Genomic DNA, 20,162 nt, shown 5'->3' on the forward strand with positions numbered 1-20,162 from the left:
CTGCCGGGCTCTGCGCGCGCCGCTCACTCGCCCCCGTCGAGCCCCAGCAGCTGGAAGCTCACCCGAAGGTCGTTCGACATCGGGATGTCGAGGCGCTCGCCGTTAGGCAGGCGCTTGAGGAACCAGCGCTCGTAGGTCCAGCGCAGCGCCCGCGACTCGGCGAGCCGCGTGAAGGTCTGCTGCACGATGCCGGCGAGTTCCGGGTCGTCCTTGCGGAACATGATGCCGTAGGGCTCGTAGGAGAGCTTGTCGGGCAGCACCGTGTAGTTCGCCCCGTCCTTCGCGTCAGTGGCGATCAGCCCGTAGAGCAGCACGTCATCGGTGGCGAAGGCGTCGGCCTTGCCGGCCTTCACCATCGCGTAGGAGGCGGCGTGGTCGGGCGCCGTCACTACCTGCGCGTCGATCTTCAGCCGGGCGAGCTGGTCGCGCACGGCCTTCTCGTTGGTGGTGCCCGTGGTGACTACAACGGTCTTGCCGCCGAGATCCCGGTAGGAGGCAATGCCGGCTCCGCGCTTCACCAGCAGCTGCGTCGCGCTGATGTAGTCCACCGGCGAGAAGGCAACCTGCTTGCGGCGCTCGGCATTGGCGGTGGTCGAGCCGCACTCGAGGTCGATCTTGCCGGAGGTCACCGACTCGATGCGCGTCTCGGCGGTGACCGGCGCGTAGCGGATCCTCACCGGTCGGCCGATCGCCGTCTGCACGTCGTCGGCGATCTCGCCGCAGAGGTCGATGGCGTAGCCGATCGGACGCGGGCTCCCGTCCGGCTGCTTGCCCTCCACGAAGGAGAACGGCACCGAGCTCTCCCGGTAGCCGAGCACGATCTCGCCGCGCTCGGCCACGCTCCTGAGCGTCCCGGTGAGAACCTCGACGGCGGAGGCCGGCGACGCGCCCGCCAGCGCCAGCGCCAGAACCATGACGGACCGCATCGTCATCACCCAGCCTCCCAGGCGCACCGCACAAGCCACACCGCACTCAGGAGCGCCCGGCGCCCGGCCGCTCCCGTCCATTGCCCTCATCACGAGCTGCCGGAGCGCCGCGGAGGCCCCAAAGGAGCCCTCCATCCAGCCGCGCGATCCCTGACGCCCGCCTTCGAGGCCCGCTGACGCGGTCACCTCAGGATGAGGGGGCGCGTTGGACAGCCGTCCCGCGCCCGACATCCGGTCGGGCGCAGATCCCGCAAGCCCGGCCGCTACTCCGCCGGCGAGGCCACGGTGCCGACATGGTCGAGGCGCTGGTCGGTGGTGGTGAGCTGGCCCTCCCACTTGGCGACCGCCACGGTGGCGACGCTGTTGCCGAGCACGTTGGTGGCCGAGCGCCCCATGTCGAGGAACTGGTCGATGCCGATGATCAGCAAAAGCCCCGCCTCCGGGATGTTGAAGTGCGACAGCGTCGCCGAGATCACCACCAGCGAGGCGCGCGGCACGCCCGCCATGCCCTTCGACGTCACCATAAGCAGGAGCAGCATCGTGAGCTGCTGACCCCAGGTCAGCGGGATGTTGTAGGCCTGCGCGATGAACATCACCGCGAAGGTGCAGTACATCATCGAGCCGTCGAGGTTGAACGAGTAGCCCATCGGCAGCACGAACGACGTGATGCGGTTCGGCACCCCGAAGGTTTCCAGGTTCGTCAGCATCTTCGGGTAGGCGGCCTCGCTCGACGCCGTCGAGAAGGCGAGCACGAAGGGCTCCTTGATCAGGTTGAACAGCCGCATGATGCCGCCCCCCCCGAGCATCAGGAAGCCGACGCCCATCAGGAGCGTCCAGAGCACGCCGAGCCCGATGTAGAACTCGACGAGGAACTTGCCGTAAGTCACGAGCACGCCGATGCCCTGCGTGGTGATCGTCGCCGCGATGGCGGCGAACACCGCCACGGGGGCGAACATCATCACGTAGCCCGTGACCTTGAGCATCACGTCGGCCACGCCCTCGATGCCCTTGGCGAGGAGGCGGCCCTTCTCACCGAGGGCGGCCAAGCCGACGCCGAAGAAGATCGAGAAGACCACGATCTGCAGGATCTCGTTGTTGGCCATCGCCTCGACGGCGCTCTTCGGCACGAGGTGCGTCACGAATTCCTTCAGCGAGAGCGAGGCCGCCTTGAGCCCGGTCCCGGCGCCGGCATCGGGCAGCGGCAGGTTCAGGTTCTGGCCGGGCTGCATCAGGTTGACCATGATGAGGCCGAGCATCAGCGAGCAGAACGAGGCGCCCACGAACCAGAGCAGCGCCTTGCCGCCGACCCTGCCGACCGAGGCCGTGTCCCCGAGATGCGCGATGCCGACCACCAGGGTGGAGAAGACCAGCGGCGCGATGATCATCTTGATCAGCCGCAGGAACACGTCGGAGACCAGCGCGATGTAGCCGGCGATCTCCTTGGCGGTCTGCGGATCAGGCCAGGTGATGCTGCAGGCGTAGCCGACAGCGATTCCGAGGAGCATGCCGACGAAGATCATCGTCGTGAGTCGCGACCCTGCCATTGGTACTGCTCCTCGCCTGGGCCCGGGATGATCGAGCATTGCAATTCGTTAACGTGTCGCACGAACTGCGCCACGCGCAAGCCCGACCAGGGCTTGTTACTGGCGTGGTCGACTGTTTTCGCGCGACGCTCGGGCAGCGATGAAACCTGTGGCCGGCATGCTGCGGCTGCGGTACGAGACTTGCCCCGCCAAGCTGCCTGCGGTTCCCGGAGGCGGCACGAGAAACCTGCGCGCGCGAGAGTTCATGGACGTCTTCGTACAGCAGTTGATCAACGGGCTGACGCTCGGCTCGATCTATGGCCTGATCGCGATCGGCTACACGATGGTGTTCGGCATCATCGGCATGGTGAACTTCGCCCACGGCGACGTCTTCATGGTCTCCTGCTTCATCGCCCTGATCACCTTCCTGCTGCTGACGGTCTGGCTCGGGGTCAGCTCCATCGCGCTGGCCTTCCTGGTGGTGCTGGTGGTCGCCATGGCGCTGACCGCCCTGTGGGGCTGGGCGATCGAGAGGGTGGCCTACCGGCCGCTGCGCGGCTCGTTCCGCCTCGCTCCGCTGATCTCGGCGATCGGCGTCTCGATCTTCCTGTCGAACTTCGTGCAGGTCGTGCAGGGCGCGCGCAACAAGCCGACCCCGCCGATGCTGTCGGGCGGCATCACCCTGTTCGAGCGCGACGGCTACGCGGTGTTCCTGGCCTGGAAGCAGGTGCTGATCATGGTGGTCACCGCCGTGCTGCTCACCGGCTTCTGGTACCTCGTGCAGCGCACGCCCTTCGGCCGGGCGCAGCGCGCCTGCGAGCAGGACCGCAAGATGGCGGCGCTCCTCGGGATCGACGTCGACCGCACGATCTCCCTGACCTTCGTGCTCGGCGCCGCGCTGGCGGCCGTCGCGGGCGTCCTCTACCTCATGTATTACGGCGTCGTGTCCTTCTCGGACGGGTTCGTGCCCGGCGTGAAGGCGTTCACGGCGGCGGTGCTCGGGGGCATCGGCTCCCTGCCCGGGGCGGTGCTCGGCGGCCTGATCATCGGGCTGATCGAGACCTTCTGGTCCGCCTACTTCTCCATCGAGTACAAGGACGTCGCCGCCTTCTCGATCCTGGCGATCGTGCTGATCTTCATGCCGTCGGGCATCCTGGGCCGGCCCGAGGTCGAGAAAGTCTGATGGCCGGCTCGCAGACTGCTCTCCCGGGCTCCGCGATGGCCGGCATCCTGCGCGACGCTGCCCTCTACGCCCTCGTCACCTTCGGCCTCTGCGTCCCGATCATCGCCTACCGCACGGATCCGGGACCCGGAACCGAGCTGGTGCTCGTGCCGCGCTGGGGGCTGGTGGCGGCACTCTGCGCGGCGATCTTCGTGGTGCGCCTCGTCCAGCGCCTCGTGCTGCTGCGCCGCGACGCGCGGCGGGCGCTGACCCCCTCCCCGGCGCAGGCGACCGAGGCCGTCCACGGCGAGCCCGACGCGGGCCAGAAAACCTCGAAGGTCGGTCTCTGGCTGTTCATCTTCGTCGCGCTGACCCTGCCGATGATCTCCGCCCTGGCCACCGGCGGCCTGTCCTCGGCCCGCTACTGGATCGACTTGGGCATCCTGATCCTCACCTACGTGATGCTCGGCTGGGGGCTGAACATCGTGGTCGGCCTCGCCGGCCTGCTCGACCTCGGCTACGTCGCCTTCTACGCGGTCGGAGCCTATTCCTACGCGCTGCTCTCGACCACCTTCGGCCTGTCGTTCTGGGTCTGCCTGCCGCTGGCGGGCCTGTTCGCCGGCCTGTGGGGGATAATCCTCGGCTTCCCGGTCCTGCGCCTGCGCGGCGACTACCTCGCCATTGTCACTCTTGCCTTCGGCGAGATCATCCGCCTCGTCCTGATCAACTGGACCGACGTCACCGGCGGGGGCGCCGGCATCTCGTCGATCCCGCGGGCGACCTTCTTCGGGATCCCGTTCACGGCCGGCGATGACGGGTTTGCGGCGACCTTCGGCATCCCCTTCGACTCGATGCACCGGCTCGTCTTCCTGTATTACCTGATCCTGGGCCTCGCCCTGATCACCAACTTCGTCACCCTGCGCCTGCGCCGTCTGCCGATCGGGCGGGCCTGGGAGGCCCTGCGCGAGGACGAGATCGCCTGCCGGTCGCTCGGCATCGACACGACGGCCACGAAGCTGACGGCCTTTGCCCTGGGCGCGGCCTTCGGTGGCGTCGCAGGCTCTTTCTTCGCCGTGCGCCAGGGCTTCATCAGCCCCGAGAGCTTCAACTTCTTGGAGAGCGCCATCATCCTGGCGATCGTGGTGCTGGGCGGCATGGGCAGCCAGGTCGGCGTCGCGATCGCCGCGGTGGCGATGGTCGGCGGGCCGGAGATGCTGCGCAACCTCGGGTTCCTGAAAGCCGTGTTCGGCGAGGGCTTCGATCCCAGCGAGTACCGCCTCCTCCTGTTCGGGCTGGCTATGGTCGCCATGATGGTCTGGCGCCCGCGCGGCCTGATCTCGGAGCGCATGCCGTCGGTGTCGCTGGGCCAGCGGCGCGCGGTCTCGGGCGCCCACGTCAGCGAGGGGCACGGCTGATGGCGACGTCACCCCTCCCCCCGCCGGTGCTCACGGTCGAGCACCTGACCATGCGGTTCGGCGGCCTCACCGCCGTCTCCGACCTGTCCTTCGAGGCGCGCCGCGGCGACATCACCGCGCTGATCGGCCCGAACGGGGCCGGCAAGACCACGGTGTTCAACTGCATCACCGGCTTCTACAAGCCGACCGAGGGGATGCTGACGCTGGCGCACGCCGACGGCACATCGCATCTGCTGGAGCGGCTTCCCAACCACAAAGTTAACCGCACCGCGCGGGTTGCCCGCACCTTCCAGAACATCCGCCTCTTCCAGGGCATGACCGTGCTGGAGAACCTGCTTGTCGCCCAGCACGCGCCGCTGATGCGGGCCTCGGGCTACACGATCCTCGGGTTGCTCGGTCTCAAGACCTACCGGGACGCGCAGGGTGCGGCAATCGAGCGGGCCAAGGCCTGGCTCGAGCGCATCGACCTCACGGCGCGCGCAGATGACCCGGCGGGCGCGCTGCCCTACGGCGCTCAGCGGCGCCTGGAGATCGCCCGGGCGATGTGCACCGACCCTGTGCTGCTCTGCCTCGACGAGCCGGCGGCCGGTCTCAATCCGCGGGAATCGGCGGAGCTCAACGGGCTCCTGCGCCACATTCGCGACGCGCACGACACCTCGGTGCTGCTGATCGAGCACGACATGTCGGTGGTGATGGAGATTTCCGACCACGTCGTTGTGCTCGATTACGGCGTGAAGATCGCCGACGGATCCCCCGCCGAGGTGCGGGCCGACCCGAAGGTGATCGCCGCCTATCTCGGCGTCGAGGACGAGGAGGTCGAGGCTGTGGAGGCGGAGGTCGGGATCACCGTGCCCCACGCCGACGGCGCGCCAACCGGAGTGCGGGCATGAGCGTCGCCGGCATCAACGTCCTGGTCGAGGAGACGCGGGCGATCCAGGCGGGTGCCAAGCCCCCGCTCCTCGCAGTGCGCGACGTCTCGACCTATTACGGCAGCGTCGCCGCCCTGCGCGGGGTCGACCTCGACGTGGCCGAGGGCGAGATCGTCACGCTGATCGGCGCCAACGGCGCCGGCAAGTCGACCCTGATGATGACGATCTTTGGCAGCCCCCAGGCGCGCTCGGGAACGATCACCTATGACGGGCGCGACATCACCCGGCTGCCGACCCACGCCATCGCCCGGCTCGGCATCGCCCAGTCGCCGGAAGGCCGCCGGGTCTTCCCGCGCATGACCGTTTACGAGAATCTTCAGATGGGCGCCGCGCTCCACGACGGGCGCTTCTTCGCCGAGGATCTGGAGAAGGTCTGCGCCCTGTTCCCGCGGGTGAAGGAGCGCCTGAACCAGCGCGCCGGCACCATGTCGGGCGGTGAGCAGCAGATGCTGGCCATCGCCCGGGCGCTGATGAGCCGCCCGCGCCTGCTGCTCCTCGACGAGCCCTCGCTCGGCCTCGCGCCGCTGGTGGTGAAGGGCATCTTCGACGCGATCCGCGAGCTGAACCGGACCGACGGCATGACGATCTTCCTGGTGGAACAGAACGCCTACCACGCCCTGAAGCTCGCCCATCGCGGCTACGTGCTGGTCAACGGCCGGGTGACCATGAGCGGCACCGGGCGAGCGCTGCTCGACGATCCGAACGTCAAGGCCGCTTATCTGGAAGGGGGCCATGCCGGCCCGGTCGGGGCATGAGCGTGCTGCAGGGGATCCTGTACGAGGAGCCGTCGGCCTGGCTGTTCCTGCTCGTCACTGTGGTGATGGGCGGCTGGGCCGGCTGGATGGCAGCCCGCGGCATCGCGCGGGGGTGGCGACCCTTCTGGCACTGCGCCCTGGCGCTGCTTCTGGTGGCCGCTGCCGTGCGCTTCATCCACTACGCCCTGTTTTCGGGCACGCTGCTGTCGCTGCACTACTATGCGGTCGACGCGGTCGTCGTCATGATCATCGGCGCGGCGGGATTCCGCTACACGCGGACGCGCCAGATGACGAGCCAGTACCGCTGGCTCTACGAGAAGACCTCACCGTTGACATGGCGCGAGCGGGCGCCCGCAGCGAGTGAGGTCCGATGAGTGCGGCCGGATCCGCACGTGCGGTCCTGACATCTAGGGGAAGTACGCGATGAGATCGATTCTGTTGGCCGGGCTCGCCCTCGGCGCGATGGCGGCGGCCGCGCAGGCCGCCGAGGTCAAGCTCGGCGTCGCCGCGCCGATCACCGGCAACAGCGCCGCCATCGGCGCGCAGCTCAAGAACGGCGCGAGCCAGGCGGTCGAGGACCTCAACAAGGCCGGCACGCTGAAGGGCACGACGCTGACCGTCACGGTCGGCGACGACGCCTCCGACCCCAAGCAGGGCGTCTCGGTGGCCAACAAGTTCGCCAGCGACGGCGTGAAGATGGTCGTCGGCGACTACAATTCCGGCGTCTCGATCCCGGCCTCCGACGTCTATCTCGACGCCGGCATCATCCAGGTCACCCCCGCCTCCACGAACGTGAAGTTCACCGAGCGCGGGATGTGGAACACGTTCCGTACCTGCGGCCGCGACGACCAGCAGGGCGCGGTGGCCGGCACCTACCTGGCCGAGCATTTCAAGGGCAAGAAGATCGCTTTCGTCCACGACAAGACGCCCTACGGCAAGGGACTGGCCGACGAGACCCTGAAGGCGCTGAAGGCCAAGGGTGGCAAGGAGGCGATGTACGAGGGCATCAACCCGGGCGAGAAGGACTACTCGGCGCTCGTCTCCAAGCTCAAGTCCGCCAATGTCGATGTCGTCTATTTCGGCGGCTACTATACCGAGGCCGGCCTCATCCTGCGCCAGATGCGCGACCAGGGCCTGAAGGCGCCGATGATGGGCGGCGACGGCATGGTCGACCGCGAACTCGTGGCGATCGCCGGTCCCGCGGCCGAGGGCACGCTGACCACCTTCCCGCCGGATGCCCGCAAGAACCCGAACGCCAAGGCGGCGCTGGCCGCCTTCAAGGCCAAGAACATCGATCCGGAAGGCTACACGCTCTACTCCTACGCCGCCGTTCAGGTCCTGGCGAAGGCGATGGCCGAGACCGGCTCCAGCGATGGCAAGAAGCTGGCCGACTGGCTGCACCAGGGCAAGCCGGTGGACACGGTGGTCGGACCCATCGCCTACGACAAGAAGGGCGACATCACCCGGCCCGACTACGTCATGTACGAGTGGAAGAAGGGCGCCGACGGCAAGATCGACTACAGCGGCAATGAGCTGACGAAGTAAGCCGCCGCCACAGACCGGGTTTTCAGTCCGACGCCGCCTCCCGATACCGTGGGGGCGGCGTCGTCGTTTTCTATACCGTGGATTCGTCAGCCTTCCTGGCGGATCCGTCCTCCACACCGCGTGCGTACGCCTAAGAAGTGTGCATGATGCCGCCGGCGCGAGCGCGAGGCCGGCTCAGCGCTTGGGAGGAGGCCATGAGGACGGCAGGGACCGCGTCTGCGGACGTGCGCAGGAGCTTGGCTGCAACTTGTCCGTACTCAGCCGCAGGCTCGCGCGGCCCTTCGACCCGTCTCCCGGCACCATCATTGCACAGGCGTCGCCCGAGCGGGCGGGCCCGCGTACCCCGCCGCCAGCCGACACCGTTCGGCCCGATCCAGGAGTTCCGTACCGATGCAGTCTGATTTCGCTCGCCGCGGCCTAGCCGCGGCGCTGGGCCTGTCTCTCGCCCTCGCTCCGATGAGCCTGCGGGCGCAGGAGCTGACCGGCACCCTCAAGAAGGTGAAGGACGCCAACGCCATCGTCATCGGCTACCGCGACGCCTCCGTGCCGTTCTCGTATCTTGGCGGCGATCAGAAGCCGGTCGGCTACGCGATGGACATCTGCTACAAGATCGCCGACGCCGTGAAGGCCAAGCTCAACCTCCCGAACCTCGAGGTGAAGCTCAACCCGGTCACCTCCGCCACCCGCATCCCGCTGATGGCGAACGGCACGATCGACCTCGAATGCGGCTCGACGACCAACAACGCCGAGCGTGAGAAGCAGGTGTGGTTTACGAACTCGCACTTCCTGACCGCGACCCGCTACGTCTCGAAGAAGTCGGCCAACCTGCATACGATCGAGGACCTGAAGGGCAAGACCGTCGTGTCGACCTCGGGCACCACGAACATCAAGCAGATCAACGAGGCCAACACGGAGCGTAAGCTCGGCCTGACGATCCTGCCGGCCAAGGACCACGCCGAGGCGTTCCTGATGGTCGAGACCGGCCGCGCCGCCGCCTTCGTGATGGATGACGTGCTGCTCGCCTCGCTCGCCGCCTCCTCGAAGGATCCGTCCGCCTACGAAATCTCCACCGAAGCCCTGTCGAAGCCCGAGCCCTACGGCATCATGCTCCGCAAGGACGACACGGAGTTCAAGAAGGTCGCGGACGACGCCACCGCAAAGCTCTACACGAGTCCCGAGGGCAAGGCGCTCTACGACAAGTGGTTTACCAAGCCGATCCCGCCGCGCAACATCAATCTCAACCTGCCGATGAGCGCGGAGATGAAGAAGCAGTTCACGACCCCGATCTCGAGCCCCGATCCGGCGGCCTACTGAGATCTGGCCGACACGATGAGGCGCATCGCGGGCAAGAGCCCGCGGTGCGTCACGGAAGGTCCGAGGCCGACGGCTCTCCCATCCTCAGCCTCAGCCTGAGGTGCCGAAGCGCAGCGGAGGCCTCGAAGGAGGTCTCCAGGAAGCGCGGCGGCATCCGGAGCCCTCCTTCGAGGCTGCTGCGCAGCACCTCAGGATGAGGGTGAGATTGGGAAACACCGGACTCACACGTTTTATTTCAGAAGCGGCGCGATGAACTACAACTGGAACTGGCGGATCTTCTTCGACGCCTCGCCGGAGGGCAACGGCACGTATCTCGACATGCTGCTCTCGGGGCTCATGTGGACGATCACGACCGCGCTCTGCTCCTGGATGATCGCCTTCTTCCTGGGCTCGCTGGTCGGCGTGCTGCGCACCCTGCCGTCGAAGCCCGCGAACGCGATCGGCACGGCCTATGTGGAGCTGTTCCGCAACGTGCCGCTGCTGGTGCAGATGTTCCTCTGGTACTTCGTGCTGCCCGAAGTGGTCCCGACCCGGATCGGTGACGCGATCAAGCAACTACCCGATGCGCCGTTCTACACGGCGGTGGTTTGCCTCGGCTTCTTCACCGCTTCGCGCGTCGCCGAGCAGGTCCGTGCCGGCATCCAGTCGCTGCCGCGGGGCCAGCGCATGGCCGGCACCGCCATGGGCTTCACGACCTACCAGACCTACCGTTACGTGCTGCTGCCCAACGCCTACCGGATCATCCTGCCGCCGATGACCTCGGAATTCCTCAACAACCTGAAGAACACGTCGGTGGCGCTGACCATCGGCCTGCTGGAGCTGACCGCGCGAGCCCGCTCGATGCAGGAATTCTCGTTCCAGGTATTCGAGGCGTTCACGGCTGCGACGATCCTCTACGTGATCATCAACCTCGTGGTCGTCACGGCGGCGACCTTCCTGGAGAAGGCGGTCGCCATCCCCGGCCAGCGCTGAGGACAGCCCGCCCCCGATCCTCCGCCGTCCGACGGCCACCGCGAACAGGCCCCGATGCTCTCGAATTTCGACTTCTCCGTCATCGTCTCGTCCCTGCCCTACCTGTTCGGGCAGGGCATGGTCTTCACCGTGACGCTCACCACCATGGCGGCCGTGGGCGGCGTGATTATCGGCACGCTGCTGGCGATGGCGCGCCTGTCGGGCATCCCCGGCCTGTGGCACCTCGCCAAGGGCTATGTCGAGCTGTGCCGCTCGCTGCCGCTGGTCCTGGTGATCTTCTGGTTCTATTTCCTGGTGCCGTATATCGGCGCCTATCTGACCGGAGCCTCGACGCCGATCCAGGTCGGCGCCTTCCCGTCGGCCCTGATCACCTTCATGGCCTTCGAGGCGGCCTACTTCTCGGAGATCATGCGGGCCGGGATCCAGTCGATCCCGAAGGGACAGACGGCCGCCGCCCAGGCGCTCGGGATGAATTACTGGCAGACCATGGGCAACGTGATCCTGCCCCAGGCCTTCCGCAACATGCTGCCGCTGCTGCTGACCCAGACGATCATCCTGTTCCAGGATACGTCCCTCGTCTACGTGCTGTCGCTGACAGACTTCATGGGCGCCGCCTCGAAGGTCGCCCAGCGCGACGGCCGCCTCGTCGAGATGTATATCTTCGCAGCCGTGGTCTATTTCGCGATCTGCTTCTCGGCCTCGTACCTGGTGCGCCGTCTGCAGCGCCGCGTGGCCATCATTCGCTGACCGACACTGGAGACTGTGTCATGACCTCGTCCCCGATGCCGGCCCCGACCGCCGCCGAACCCGTCGTCGATGCCAGCCACGCGCCGAAGGATGCCGGCCTGCAGCCCGGCAGCCTGATCTCCGGCGCGCCCGTCGTGGCACCCGGCGAGACGATGATCGCCATCGACAACATCAGCAAATGGTATGGCGATTTCCAAGTGCTGACGAATTGCACCACGAACGTCGCCAAGGGCGAGGTCGTGGTCGTCTGCGGTCCTTCGGGCTCCGGCAAGTCGACTCTGATCAAATGCGTCAACGCCCTGGAGCCCTTCCAGAAGGGCCAGATCACCGTGGCCGGCACCAAGGTGGCCGACAAGGCGACCAACCTGCCCAAGCTCCGCTCGCGGGTCGGCATGGTGTTCCAGCATTTCGAGCTGTTCCCACATCTGTCGATCACCGAGAACCTCACCATCGCCCAGCGCAAGGTGCTGGGCCGCAGCGGCGAGGACGCGAAGAAGCGCGGTCTCGACCTGCTCGCCCGCGTCGGCCTCAGCGCCCATGCGAACAAGTTTCCGGGCCAGCTCTCCGGCGGTCAGCAGCAGCGTGTGGCGATCGCCCGGGCGCTCGCCATGAATCCGGTGGTGATGCTGTTCGACGAGCCGACCTCGGCCCTCGACCCCGAGATGGTCGGCGAGGTGCTCGACGTGATGGTGGAGCTTGCCAAGGAGGGCATGACCATGATGGTCGTGACCCACGAGATGGGCTTCGCCCGCAAGGTCGCCGACCGGGTGATCTTCATGGATCGCGGCGAGATCGTCGAGGACGCCAACAAGGAGGAGTTCTTCGGCAGTCCCCGCTCCGAGCGGGCGCAGACCTTCCTGTCGAAGATCCTCCAGCACTGACCGCGGGCCGTTAAGCCAGCGCCTCCTGCGCGGCCCGGTATTCCCGGCCGTGCTGGCAATAGCCCTCGACGATGCGGATCATCATGGCGCGCTTCTCCGCATCGAGGGGGGCCAGGATCCGGGCCGGGCGACCGCCCCAGAGATAGCCGGCCTCCAGGATCTGACCAGGATCGGTGGTCGCGCCCGCCGCCAGCATGACGTCGTCGGCGATCAGGGTTCCGGACGCGATGCTGGCGCCGATGCCGATCAGGGCCCGCGCCCCGATCCGGCAATCGGCGATCCGGACGTTGTGGGCGACGGTGGTATCCCGCCCGATCACCACGCCGTCCGCCCGAGTGCGGATGATTGTGTTGTCCTGAATATTGGTATCGGCCCCGATCACGATCGGGCCGACCTCGGCGTTGAGGTCGCAGCAGAACAGCACGCTGGCGCCCGCACCGAGGCTCACCCGTCCGCGCAGGCGGGCCGTGCGCGCCACAAAGACGCTGGCCTCGACCTCCGGCACCTCTCCCGGCGGGAAGGTGGGCCCGTCGCCCATGCGCTCGCGCACCCGCTCGGCGCGCTCGGCGATCTCGTCGGATCCGATGGCACGACTCGGACGGGCCGGGCTACCGGCATAGGCATAGCCGCCGGGGAGATTCGCCCGGGGGAAGACCGTCGAGCCTGCCTCGATCACCGCGCCGTCGCCGACCTCTGCCCCATCAAGGATCACGACATCGTCTTCGACGACTACGTCGGAGCCGAGCGTGCAGGCATGCACGACGCTGTTGCGCCCGACCGTGACGCGGTCGCCGACCCGGGTGCCGTGCGTCCGAGTGGCGATATGCACCGTCGAGCGGTGGCCGAGCCAGAAGCGGTCGCCGAGGGTCACCGTCTGGCCGTCGGCGCGAATCACAGCCTCGTCGCCGATCCAGGCCTGCGCGCCGATCCGGGCTGCGCCGATCACCGTGCTGCCGCGCCCGCACCAGACGGGGCGACTCGCGAAATCCGGCTGCACGCCGTCGTAGGGCAGGATCAGGTCGGGGGTCACGCGGATATCCTTCTCCAGCGCCGTCCGGAGCACGCGGGGTGATCCGGATGATCGCGGGCCGCGCGCCGGGCCGGCAGGGCGCGACGGACCGTCTCATATAGAGGCGGGGCCGGGTGTGACAGGGACGGGACTGGCCGGCAAAGCCGCGGACTCCTATGGATCGGACCATGAGCGCCCCCGTTCCGAGCATCGGCATCCAGGCCGAGCCCTTCGACACCGCGACCGAGATCGCCGACCTGAGTGCCAAGCTGGGCGGCCGGGCGGGCGCCGTCGTCACCTTCACCGGCCTCTGTCGCGACGACGGCGAGCGGCTGGCGGCCCTGGAGCTGGAGCATTATCCCGGCATGGCCGAGGCCGAGATCGAGAGGGTCGCCGAAGAGGCGATCGCTCGCTGGCCGCTCCAGGCCCTGCGGGTGATCCACCGGCACGGTCTGGTGCGGCCGGGCGACGGTATCGTGCTCGTGGTCACTGCCGCGAGCCACCGGGTCGCCGCCTTCGAGGCCGCGAACTTCCTGATGGATTATCTCAAGACCCGCGCCCCGTTCTGGAAACGCGAGCACCTCGCCGATGGCACGACCGGCGGCTGGGTCGCGGCGACGGCCCAGGACGATGCCGCGGCCGGGCGCTGGAGCTGAGCCTCTGATCGGCGCGCTACACGTTCAGCGCGTTGAGCAGCACCGCGGCGGCAGCTCCCACGATCGAGATCCCGAGCAGGACCGCGCTGCTGAGCTGATCCCCCGTGTCGACCGTTCGGCCCGGGCCAGGGGACCGAACCTTCCTGTCATCGTAGCTGCTCATGGGGCCTTCTAGATCGGGCGGCGCTCGCATCTGCGCCGTGAGCGGACAACACGCGGACGACGGTCCGGTCCCCAGGGTCGCGCACCGAAGCGGCGCTGGCGGACTTGACCCGTGAGGGCCCGCGGCGTTCGTGAGCCTGCGGTGCAGGAGCGATGATGTCAGACAGCAGGTTTCAGGAATTGGAGGGCCCGGCCGCGTCCTGGCGCCAGTCGGCGCCGCTCGCGGCCTCCGGGATCGCCGTGGTGTGCTTCGTGGCGGCGCTGGCGCTGGCCTGGATGTCGGCCGGTACGCTCCTGCTGATCTTCGCCGGGGTGCTCCTCGGCGTCTTCCTCGACGGCCTGACCCGCGGGCTCGGCCGCATCCTCCCCCTGCCGCGGGGGCTGCGGCTGTCCATCGCCAGCCTTGCGGTCGCGGTCGCGGTTATCGGCTTCGGCAGCTACGGCGGCGCCACCATCGTGCAGCAGGGCCGCGACCTTGGCACGACGATCAAGGACCAGGCCGGCACGGTCTCGGGTTGGCTCTCCGAGCGGGGCATTGATGTCCCTAGCCTCGCCCCACAGGGCGGCGGCAAGGACGGCTCCACGGATGCGGGCCAGAGAGAGGGCGGCCTTGGCGGCCTCGCCAACGGCCTGCTGAAGGGCAGCGGCTCGATCGTCTCGGATGCCGGCAGCGTCCTCGGGCCCGCCGCCGCCGTGATCCTGGGTCTGTTCGACGCCCTCGGCAACGTCCTGGTCATCGCCTTTCTGGGCCTCGCCTTCGCGGCCGACCCGAAGGCCTACCGGGACGGGGCAGTCCGCTTCGTGCCGCCGGCGAAGCGCTGGCGCGCGACCCAGGTCCTTGACGGGGCCGGCGAGACCCTGCGGCACTGGCTGTTCGGACAGCTGATCATCATGGCGGTGATCTTCCTGTGCACCTGGGCGGGCCTCGCCTTCCTGGGGATCGGCGGCGCGCTGATCCTGGGACTTCAGGCGGGCCTCCTCGCCTTCGTGCCCACGGTCGGGCCGCTGGTGGCGGGCCTCGTGATCATCCTGGCCGCCCTGGCCTCGGGCACGAAGGCGGTGATCGGCGCGATCGGCGTGTATCTCGCCGTGCAGTGCCTGGAGAGCTACGGCCTGACGCCGTTCATCCAGAAGCGGGCGCTGGACATCCCGCCGGCGACGATTTTCGCCGGCCAGTTGATCCTCGGCGTGATCTTCGGGCTGTGGGGCATCGCCCTCGCCCTGCCGCTGATGGCGGTGATCAAGGTCCTGTTGGAGCAGCTCTACGTGGAGGATACGCTCCACGAGCAGCCGAGCAACTGAGAGTCCCGGGCTCCCGCGCCGTCCGTCCGGGCGCCGCGCCGCGGCCCCGAAGGGACGGCGCGGTCGGCCGGTCAGCCGCCCAGGGCGGCCTCGATCATCCGGGCCACCGCCAGGGCCCGGCCGTCGTCGCCGAAGCGGCCGATCACCTGGACGCCAACCGGCAGGCGGTGTCCGGGCACCGGCACGTTCACGCAGGGCACGCCCATCAGCGTCCAGAGCTGGTTGAAGCGTGGATCCCCGGTGGAGGCCAGGGTCGCGGGCGCCGGACCCGGCGCCGAGAAGGTCAGGATCGCGTCGTAATCGGCGAAGAGGCCCTTCAGCACTCGCCGGGCGTGGTGGCCGTGGCGGCGGGCGTCGTCGTACTGGGCCGGGCTGATTGCCGCGCCGGCCTCGAGATGCTCCCGGACGCGGGGCGGGAGCGCGTCGGCTTGCGTGTCGTATTCCCAGGCGAGCGCCAACCGCCCCTCGTAATTCTGGATGACGCGCTGCCGCTCCCAGGCCTGCGCCAGCTCCGGCGGCAGGGCGAGGTCGCTCACGCGCGCGCCGGCCCGCTCGGCGGCCTGCCGGGCTTGTGCCAGCGCCGCCTCGGCCTCCGGCTCGGGCGCCTCGGCGAAGTCCTGCCGCACCAATGCGATGCGCGGCGCCGAGCCCACCGCTGCCGTCTCGATCTCCGGACGCCCTGTGACGAGCGCGAGGGCATGGGCGACATCCGCCACCCCGGCGGCGAACAGCCCGACCGTATCGAGGGCCCAGGAATAGGTCTTCACGCCGACCGTGGGGATCAGCCGGAACGACGGCTTCACCGCCGCGCAGCCGCAATAGCTCGCCGGCCGGATCACCGACCCCGCCGTCTGCGTGCCGAGCGCCAGCGGCAGCATCCCGGCGCCGACGGCGGCGGCCGAGCCCGCCGAGGAGCCTCCCGGCGTGTGACCGGGATCGTGCGGGTTGACCGTCTCGGTCGGATCGCTGCTCGCGAAGGCCGTGGTCGTGGTCTTGGCGAGGGCGACGGCGCCGAGCTGCTTCAGCCGGCTCACCACGGCGGCATCGCCCCGGGGCGTCCAGCCCGCATAGATCGACGAACCCATCTGGCTCGGCAGGCCGGCGCTGTCGATGATGTCCTTCACGCCCACCGCGATGCCGGCGAGCGGCCCCGTCTCCGGGATCACCGGCGCCGCATCGAGCGTGACCAGCGCGTGCAGGTCCGGCTCCCGCGCGGCGATCGCGGCGCGGCACAGATCGATCGCGCCCGCGGGCGTCAGGGTGCCGGCGGAGATGCGGGCGCGGAGGTCGAGGAGCGAAAGCATAATGCATTCAGTCCGCGCACGGCGGCGCTGTCAACCGAGACGCAACAGCCCGCGGCATTCCAGAAACGCCGTTGACGAACGCTTTACGCGATCGTGCGCATCGTCCGGGTCATGTGGCGTGGCGTATCCCTGTTCTCGGCCCTGGCGCTGTTCGGTGCCGGCCTCACCGCGTGCTCGATCAACCATTTCGAGCGACGCGAACCGTGGCGCGATCAGGCGGAGCAGGTCTGCCTGGCCAAGAAGCTCGTCGAGCCCTCGGAATACATCACGCCCATCGCGGCGATGGATGGTCCGGGACCCTGCGGCATGCAGCAGCCCTTCCGGGTGACGCGGCTTGGCGGCGGCTCGGTCGTTCTGAAGCAGCGGATGACGCTGGGCTGCCCGGCGCTCGCCGAGGCCGAGGCGTGGCTGGCCGATACGATCCAGCCAGCCGCGAACCTCTATTTCGGCGTGCCGGTGGCCGAGATCAACGCCGGCTCCTATTCCTGCCGCGGCCGTAACAACCAGCCCGGTGCCAAGCTCTCCGAGCACGGTTTCGGCAACGCGATCGATGTGATGTCGATCAAGCTCGCTGATGGCCACGTGATCACCGTCAAGGGCGGCTGGCGCGGCACCGAGGCCGAACAGGGTTTCCTGCGCGAGATCTTCCTCGGTGCCTGCCAGCGCTTCACGACGGTGCTGGCGCCGGGCTCGAACGTGTTCCACTACGACCACATCCACGTCGATCTCGCCCGGCACGACCCGCGCGGTCTGCGGCGGATCTGCCAGCCGATGATCAAGTTCACGCCGCAGCTCGGCACCGGCGTCGAGCGGCCGCTGAGCCGTCCGGTCCCGCCGCCGCGCCAGCCCGCCGCCCCGCAGGCGCCGGTGGATGTGGAGGAGGACGATCCCTACGGTGTGTCGCCGATGTCGAAGGCCGGCAGCGCGACGCGCGTCGCCCGGGCGCCTTCCCGCACACCCGACCGCCCGGCCGCAGCCTCGGCCTACACCGCCGCGCCGCCGGTGCGGCCGGCGCCGCGGGTCGCCGCCGCCCCCGAGGAGCCCGCGCAAGACTACGATGAGCCGCTGCAGCTCGGCGCGCCGCCGGGCGACGGGCCGATCTACTGAGCGGCGTCCGCGCCTCGCCGGCATCGCACCGGGCGCCGGTCCGACAGTTCCGTCAATCCGGGACTGCGGAGCAGGGCCCGGGCACCAGGACCGCGCCGCGTGCTCGGCATGGCTCCGTCGGAGGTGCTGGATTCCGGGTTCGCCTCCGGCGCCCCGGAAGGACGAACGAAACCCTGCTGAACACCGATCCAGCGTCTCGCCTCGAGAAGCAACTGTAGCGGGCGCGCCGCACAGGCCGCCAAAGCGCCGGGGCTGGGCTCCCGGAGCTTGACTGGCGGCGCGGCGAGGCCATCGTTCGCGGATGCAGGATCGCACATCCGTCGAGGCACGCGCCATGCGCCCGCTCTTTCACGGCCTCGCCCTCGGGCTGGCCCTTCTCGCCCTGGCCCAGCCGGCGCTCGCCCGCTCGGCCCGGGAAGACATCGAGCCCGCCGAGGAGCGGATCTTCCCGTTCGACGCGCAGATCCCCGGCTGTCAGGACCCGTCGGTGCTGGAGCGGGTCTCGACCAACTTCGCCGAGAAGGAGGCGAAGTTCTGGAACTCGTCGATGACGATCCTGTCCTTCGACAGAATCGAGCGCACCGCCTGGCGGCCCTGGGGCCTCGACACCTATCCGCGCCGGTTCTGCTCCGCGACCGTGACCACGTCCGACGGGGTCCGCCGCAAGGTCGATTACTCGGTGCGTGAGAGCCTTGGAATCATCGGGGCAACCTGGGGTGTCGAGTTCTGTGTCCACGGGCTCGACCGGGACCTCGCCTACGCATACGCCACCGCCTGCCGGATGGCGCGTCCCTGACCATGCGCGGGTGCGCCGCCGGCCTCGCGGGCCTCCTCTTCGCCGGGTTGGCCGCCGCCCCGGTCACCGCCCAGGATTACGGCGGCTTCGCCCGCCTCGGCACACCCGGCGACTTCGACTTCTACGTCCTCGCCCTGTCGTGGTCGCCGACCTACTGCGCGGGGTCTGGCGCCCGCCGAGACGACGTCCAGTGCGCTCCCGGTCGCGGCCTCGGCTTCGTCGTCCACGGCCTGTGGCCGCAATATGCGAGCGGCTACCCGCAGAACTGCTCGGCGGTGAACCGCGCGCCGACGCGGCAGGCCATGGAGGTCGCCGGCCAGGTCTATCCGAGCGAGGGGCTCGCCCGCTACGAGTGGCGCAAGCACGGCACCTGCTCGGGCCTCGATCCCGCCGCTTACTTCGCGGCCGCCCGCGCGGCGCGGCTCGCGGTGACGATCCCCGACGGGCTCAGGGGCGACTCGCCGCCGCAGAACCAGGCGCCGATCGAGATCGCGCGGCAGTTTGTTGCGGCCAACCGCGGCCTGCGCCCCGACATGATGGCTGTGACCTGCACCCGCGGGCAGCTGCAGGAGGTCCGGATCTGCTTCGGCAAGGACCTGCGCGGCTTCACCCCCTGCCCCGAAGTCGCCCGCGGCAATTGCCGGGCACCCGAGGTGAGTCTCGGCGCCGCTCGCTGAGTTTTTTCGGTCTTTTCCGCGTCAGGTGCTGGACCCGGAGCGCGGGATCGGCTTGAGCGCGCTGCCATGAACTATCGGCACGCCTTCCACGCCGGCAACCACGCCGACGTCCTCAAGCACCTCGTTCTGGCGCGGGTGCTCGACCACCTGCGCCTCAAGGACAAGCCGTTCCGGGCGCTGGACGCCTTCGCGGGGCTCGGCGTCTACGATCTCGAGGCCGACGAGGCGGCCCGTACCGGCGAGTGGCGGGACGGCTGGGGCCGGATGGAGGCGCCCTTCGCGTCGGAGGTGGAGGCGCTGCTGGCGCCCTACCGGGCCGCGGTGGCAGGGGTGCGGGCGCGCTACGGCGCCGCCGCCTATCCGGGCTCGCCGGCCGTGATTCGCGAGGCGCTGCGCCCCGGCGACAAGGGCGTGTTCGTCGAGCTGCACCCGGCGGACGCCGCGACGCTGCAGGGCCGGTACGCCCGCGATTCCCGCACCAAGGTGATGAACCTCGACGGCTGGACCGCGATCAACGCGCAGATCCCGCCGCCGGAGCGGCGCGGCCTCGTGCTGATCGACCCGCCCTACGAGGTACCCGGCGAGATCGAGCGCCTCGGCACCCATCTCGCCCGGGCGGTGGTGAAATGGCCGACGGGCCTGTTCCTGGCATGGTACCCGATCAAGGACGCCGCGGCGCTCGACCGGATGGTCCGCGCCCTCGACGCCGCCCTGCCCCGCCCGGCCCTGCGACTCGACCTGCTGATCGACCGGCCGGACGACCCGACGCGGCTGACCGGGAGCGGCCTGATCGTGGTCAACCCGCCCTGGCGCCTTGCGGAGGAGGCGACGCTGTTCCTGCCGGCCCTCGCCGAACGCTTGGCCCGGAAGGAGTTCGGAGGGTTTCGCTGCGATCCGATCGGTCCGACTGCCTGACACGACAGAATTGGTCCGTACCCGGTAAGCTGTTCAGGCTCCGGTTCAAGGAAAAGGCCGGCCCG

The 20,162-nt window shown here is 69.0% G+C and carries 21 protein-coding genes; 16 read left to right on the top strand and 5 right to left on the bottom strand.

The genetic code is table 11. The features are described 5' to 3' along the window. Nucleotides 1-23 precede the first annotated feature (23 nt). On the bottom strand, nucleotides 24-932 hold the full coding sequence (locus CIW48_RS11175) for an amino acid ABC transporter substrate-binding protein (RefSeq protein WP_149310849.1): 909 nt from the start codon (nucleotides 930-932) through the stop codon (nucleotides 24-26). Between the two features lie 257 nt (nucleotides 933-1,189). Continuing rightward, nucleotides 1,190-2,470, bottom strand: a complete 1,281-nt coding sequence (locus CIW48_RS11180) for a dicarboxylate/amino acid:cation symporter (RefSeq protein WP_149310850.1) — start codon at nucleotides 2,468-2,470, stop codon at nucleotides 1,190-1,192. Nucleotides 2,471-2,714: 244 nt separating this feature from the next. Between CIW48_RS11180 and CIW48_RS11185 the strand changes: the two genes are divergently transcribed. The 10 genes from CIW48_RS11185 (at nucleotide 2,715) to CIW48_RS11230 (ending at nucleotide 12,169) form a co-directional block, all read left to right on the top strand. Continuing rightward, nucleotides 2,715-3,632 carry a branched-chain amino acid ABC transporter permease LivH gene (locus tag CIW48_RS11185; protein WP_149310851.1) on the top strand — a complete coding sequence of 306 codons (918 nt, stop codon included), beginning with the start codon at nucleotides 2,715-2,717 and terminating at the stop codon, nucleotides 3,630-3,632. Continuing rightward, nucleotides 3,632-5,026 (top strand): high-affinity branched-chain amino acid ABC transporter permease LivM, encoded by a 1,395-nt coding sequence (gene livM, locus CIW48_RS11190; protein WP_149310852.1) that lies wholly within the window; start codon nucleotides 3,632-3,634, stop codon nucleotides 5,024-5,026. The genes CIW48_RS11185 and livM overlap by 1 nt, the downstream gene beginning before the upstream one ends. Continuing rightward, nucleotides 5,026-5,916: an ABC transporter ATP-binding protein gene (locus CIW48_RS11195; protein WP_149310853.1), complete on the top strand. Its 891-nt coding sequence runs from the start codon at nucleotides 5,026-5,028 to the stop codon at nucleotides 5,914-5,916. Before livM ends, CIW48_RS11195 begins: the two co-directional genes overlap by 1 nt. After that, a complete protein-coding gene (locus CIW48_RS11200; RefSeq protein ID WP_149310854.1) occupies nucleotides 5,913-6,710 on the top strand; it encodes an ABC transporter ATP-binding protein in 798 nt (265 codons plus the stop codon). The genes CIW48_RS11195 and CIW48_RS11200 overlap by 4 nt, the downstream gene beginning before the upstream one ends. 5 nt (nucleotides 6,711-6,715) lie before the next feature. After that, nucleotides 6,716-7,084 (top strand): DUF6867 family protein, encoded by a 369-nt coding sequence (locus tag CIW48_RS11205; RefSeq protein WP_149310966.1) that lies wholly within the window; start codon nucleotides 6,716-6,718, stop codon nucleotides 7,082-7,084. 49 nt (nucleotides 7,085-7,133) lie between these two features. After that, the gene (locus tag CIW48_RS11210) at nucleotides 7,134-8,255 is read left to right on the top strand and encodes a branched-chain amino acid ABC transporter substrate-binding protein (protein WP_149310855.1); all 1,122 of its coding nucleotides are present in this window, start codon (nucleotides 7,134-7,136) and stop codon (nucleotides 8,253-8,255) included. Between the two features lie 390 nt (nucleotides 8,256-8,645). Further along, on the top strand, nucleotides 8,646-9,569 hold the full coding sequence (locus CIW48_RS11215; RefSeq protein WP_091783805.1) for an amino acid ABC transporter substrate-binding protein: 924 nt from the start codon (nucleotides 8,646-8,648) through the stop codon (nucleotides 9,567-9,569). A 249-nt stretch (nucleotides 9,570-9,818) separates the two neighbouring features. Then, the gene (locus tag CIW48_RS11220; RefSeq protein ID WP_149310856.1) at nucleotides 9,819-10,541 is read left to right on the top strand and encodes an amino acid ABC transporter permease; all 723 of its coding nucleotides are present in this window, start codon (nucleotides 9,819-9,821) and stop codon (nucleotides 10,539-10,541) included. A 54-nt stretch (nucleotides 10,542-10,595) separates the two neighbouring features. Further along, a complete protein-coding gene (locus tag CIW48_RS11225; protein ID WP_149310857.1) occupies nucleotides 10,596-11,288 on the top strand; it encodes an ABC transporter permease subunit in 693 nt (230 codons plus the stop codon). Between the two features lie 152 nt (nucleotides 11,289-11,440). Then, nucleotides 11,441-12,169, top strand: coding sequence for an amino acid ABC transporter ATP-binding protein (locus CIW48_RS11230; RefSeq protein ID WP_149310967.1), 729 nt, complete (start codon nucleotides 11,441-11,443; stop codon nucleotides 12,167-12,169). 10 nt (nucleotides 12,170-12,179) lie between these two features. On the opposite strand, the gene CIW48_RS11235 is transcribed toward CIW48_RS11230, so the two are convergent. Continuing rightward, complete coding sequence (locus tag CIW48_RS11235; RefSeq protein WP_091784130.1) at nucleotides 12,180-13,199, bottom strand: gamma carbonic anhydrase family protein; 1,020 nt, start codon at nucleotides 13,197-13,199, stop codon at nucleotides 12,180-12,182. A gap of 167 nt (nucleotides 13,200-13,366) precedes the next feature. On the opposite strand from CIW48_RS11235, the gene CIW48_RS11240 reads away from it, so the two are divergent. Further along, on the top strand, nucleotides 13,367-13,834 hold the full coding sequence (locus tag CIW48_RS11240; RefSeq protein WP_149310858.1) for a molybdenum cofactor biosynthesis protein MoaE: 468 nt from the start codon (nucleotides 13,367-13,369) through the stop codon (nucleotides 13,832-13,834). Between the two features lie 16 nt (nucleotides 13,835-13,850). Here the strand turns inward: CIW48_RS11240 and CIW48_RS33210 are convergent, their stop codons facing one another. After that, nucleotides 13,851-13,997, bottom strand: a complete 147-nt coding sequence (locus tag CIW48_RS33210) for a hypothetical protein (RefSeq protein WP_173009243.1) — start codon at nucleotides 13,995-13,997, stop codon at nucleotides 13,851-13,853. Nucleotides 13,998-14,152: 155 nt separating this feature from the next. Between CIW48_RS33210 and CIW48_RS11245 the strand changes: the two genes are divergently transcribed. After that, the gene (locus CIW48_RS11245; protein ID WP_173009244.1) at nucleotides 14,153-15,298 is read left to right on the top strand and encodes an AI-2E family transporter; all 1,146 of its coding nucleotides are present in this window, start codon (nucleotides 14,153-14,155) and stop codon (nucleotides 15,296-15,298) included. A 71-nt stretch (nucleotides 15,299-15,369) separates the two neighbouring features. Here CIW48_RS11245 and CIW48_RS11250 read toward each other — a convergent pair whose 3' ends face one another. Then, nucleotides 15,370-16,602, bottom strand: a complete 1,233-nt coding sequence (locus CIW48_RS11250) for an amidase (RefSeq protein WP_149310859.1) — start codon at nucleotides 16,600-16,602, stop codon at nucleotides 15,370-15,372. Between the two features lie 111 nt (nucleotides 16,603-16,713). Between CIW48_RS11250 and CIW48_RS11255 the strand changes: the two genes are divergently transcribed. From CIW48_RS11255 to rlmJ, 4 genes are all read left to right on the top strand, one after another. Beyond that, nucleotides 16,714-17,709, top strand: a complete 996-nt coding sequence (locus CIW48_RS11255) for an extensin family protein (RefSeq protein WP_149310969.1) — start codon at nucleotides 16,714-16,716, stop codon at nucleotides 17,707-17,709. 334 nt (nucleotides 17,710-18,043) lie between these two features. Beyond that, nucleotides 18,044-18,505 (top strand): hypothetical protein, encoded by a 462-nt coding sequence (locus tag CIW48_RS11260; protein WP_149310860.1) that lies wholly within the window; start codon nucleotides 18,044-18,046, stop codon nucleotides 18,503-18,505. A gap of 2 nt (nucleotides 18,506-18,507) precedes the next feature. Beyond that, complete coding sequence (locus CIW48_RS11265; RefSeq protein ID WP_149310861.1) at nucleotides 18,508-19,182, top strand: ribonuclease T; 675 nt, start codon at nucleotides 18,508-18,510, stop codon at nucleotides 19,180-19,182. Nucleotides 19,183-19,248: 66 nt separating this feature from the next. Continuing rightward, the gene (gene rlmJ / locus CIW48_RS11270; protein ID WP_149310862.1) at nucleotides 19,249-20,097 is read left to right on the top strand and encodes a 23S rRNA (adenine(2030)-N(6))-methyltransferase RlmJ; all 849 of its coding nucleotides are present in this window, start codon (nucleotides 19,249-19,251) and stop codon (nucleotides 20,095-20,097) included. The last annotated feature ends 65 nt before the right edge of the window (nucleotides 20,098-20,162 follow it).

Source organism: Methylobacterium sp. P1-11 (assembly GCF_008329595.1).
Taxonomy (GTDB): Bacteria; Pseudomonadota; Alphaproteobacteria; order Rhizobiales; family Beijerinckiaceae; genus Methylobacterium.

Coding starts and splice junctions, on each gene's coding strand:
- CIW48_RS11180 (WP_149310850.1), bottom strand. CDS start 2,470: ATGGCAGGGTCGCGACTCACGACGATGATCTTCGTCGGCATGCTCCTC.
- CIW48_RS11200 (WP_149310854.1), top strand. CDS start 5,913: ATGAGCGTCGCCGGCATCAACGTCCTGGTCGAGGAGACGCGGGCGATC.
- CIW48_RS11230 (WP_149310967.1), top strand. CDS start 11,441: ATGATCGCCATCGACAACATCAGCAAATGGTATGGCGATTTCCAAGTG.
- CIW48_RS11215 (WP_091783805.1), top strand. CDS start 8,646: ATGCAGTCTGATTTCGCTCGCCGCGGCCTAGCCGCGGCGCTGGGCCTG.
- CIW48_RS11195 (WP_149310853.1), top strand. CDS start 5,026: ATGGCGACGTCACCCCTCCCCCCGCCGGTGCTCACGGTCGAGCACCTG.
- CIW48_RS11260 (WP_149310860.1), top strand. CDS start 18,044: ATGCGCCCGCTCTTTCACGGCCTCGCCCTCGGGCTGGCCCTTCTCGCC.
- CIW48_RS11240 (WP_149310858.1), top strand. CDS start 13,367: ATGAGCGCCCCCGTTCCGAGCATCGGCATCCAGGCCGAGCCCTTCGAC.
- rlmJ (WP_149310862.1), top strand. CDS start 19,249: ATGAACTATCGGCACGCCTTCCACGCCGGCAACCACGCCGACGTCCTC.
- CIW48_RS11255 (WP_149310969.1), top strand. CDS start 16,714: ATGTGGCGTGGCGTATCCCTGTTCTCGGCCCTGGCGCTGTTCGGTGCC.
- CIW48_RS11250 (WP_149310859.1), bottom strand. CDS start 16,602: ATGCTTTCGCTCCTCGACCTCCGCGCCCGCATCTCCGCCGGCACCCTG.
- CIW48_RS11245 (WP_173009244.1), top strand. CDS start 14,153: ATGTCAGACAGCAGGTTTCAGGAATTGGAGGGCCCGGCCGCGTCCTGG.
- livM (WP_149310852.1), top strand. CDS start 3,632: ATGGCCGGCTCGCAGACTGCTCTCCCGGGCTCCGCGATGGCCGGCATC.
- CIW48_RS33210 (WP_173009243.1), bottom strand. CDS start 13,997: ATGAGCAGCTACGATGACAGGAAGGTTCGGTCCCCTGGCCCGGGCCGA.
- CIW48_RS11265 (WP_149310861.1), top strand. CDS start 18,508: ATGCGCGGGTGCGCCGCCGGCCTCGCGGGCCTCCTCTTCGCCGGGTTG.
- CIW48_RS11175 (WP_149310849.1), bottom strand. CDS start 932: ATGACGATGCGGTCCGTCATGGTTCTGGCGCTGGCGCTGGCGGGCGCG.
- CIW48_RS11210 (WP_149310855.1), top strand. CDS start 7,134: ATGAGATCGATTCTGTTGGCCGGGCTCGCCCTCGGCGCGATGGCGGCG.
- CIW48_RS11220 (WP_149310856.1), top strand. CDS start 9,819: ATGAACTACAACTGGAACTGGCGGATCTTCTTCGACGCCTCGCCGGAG.
- CIW48_RS11185 (WP_149310851.1), top strand. CDS start 2,715: ATGGACGTCTTCGTACAGCAGTTGATCAACGGGCTGACGCTCGGCTCG.
- CIW48_RS11225 (WP_149310857.1), top strand. CDS start 10,596: ATGCTCTCGAATTTCGACTTCTCCGTCATCGTCTCGTCCCTGCCCTAC.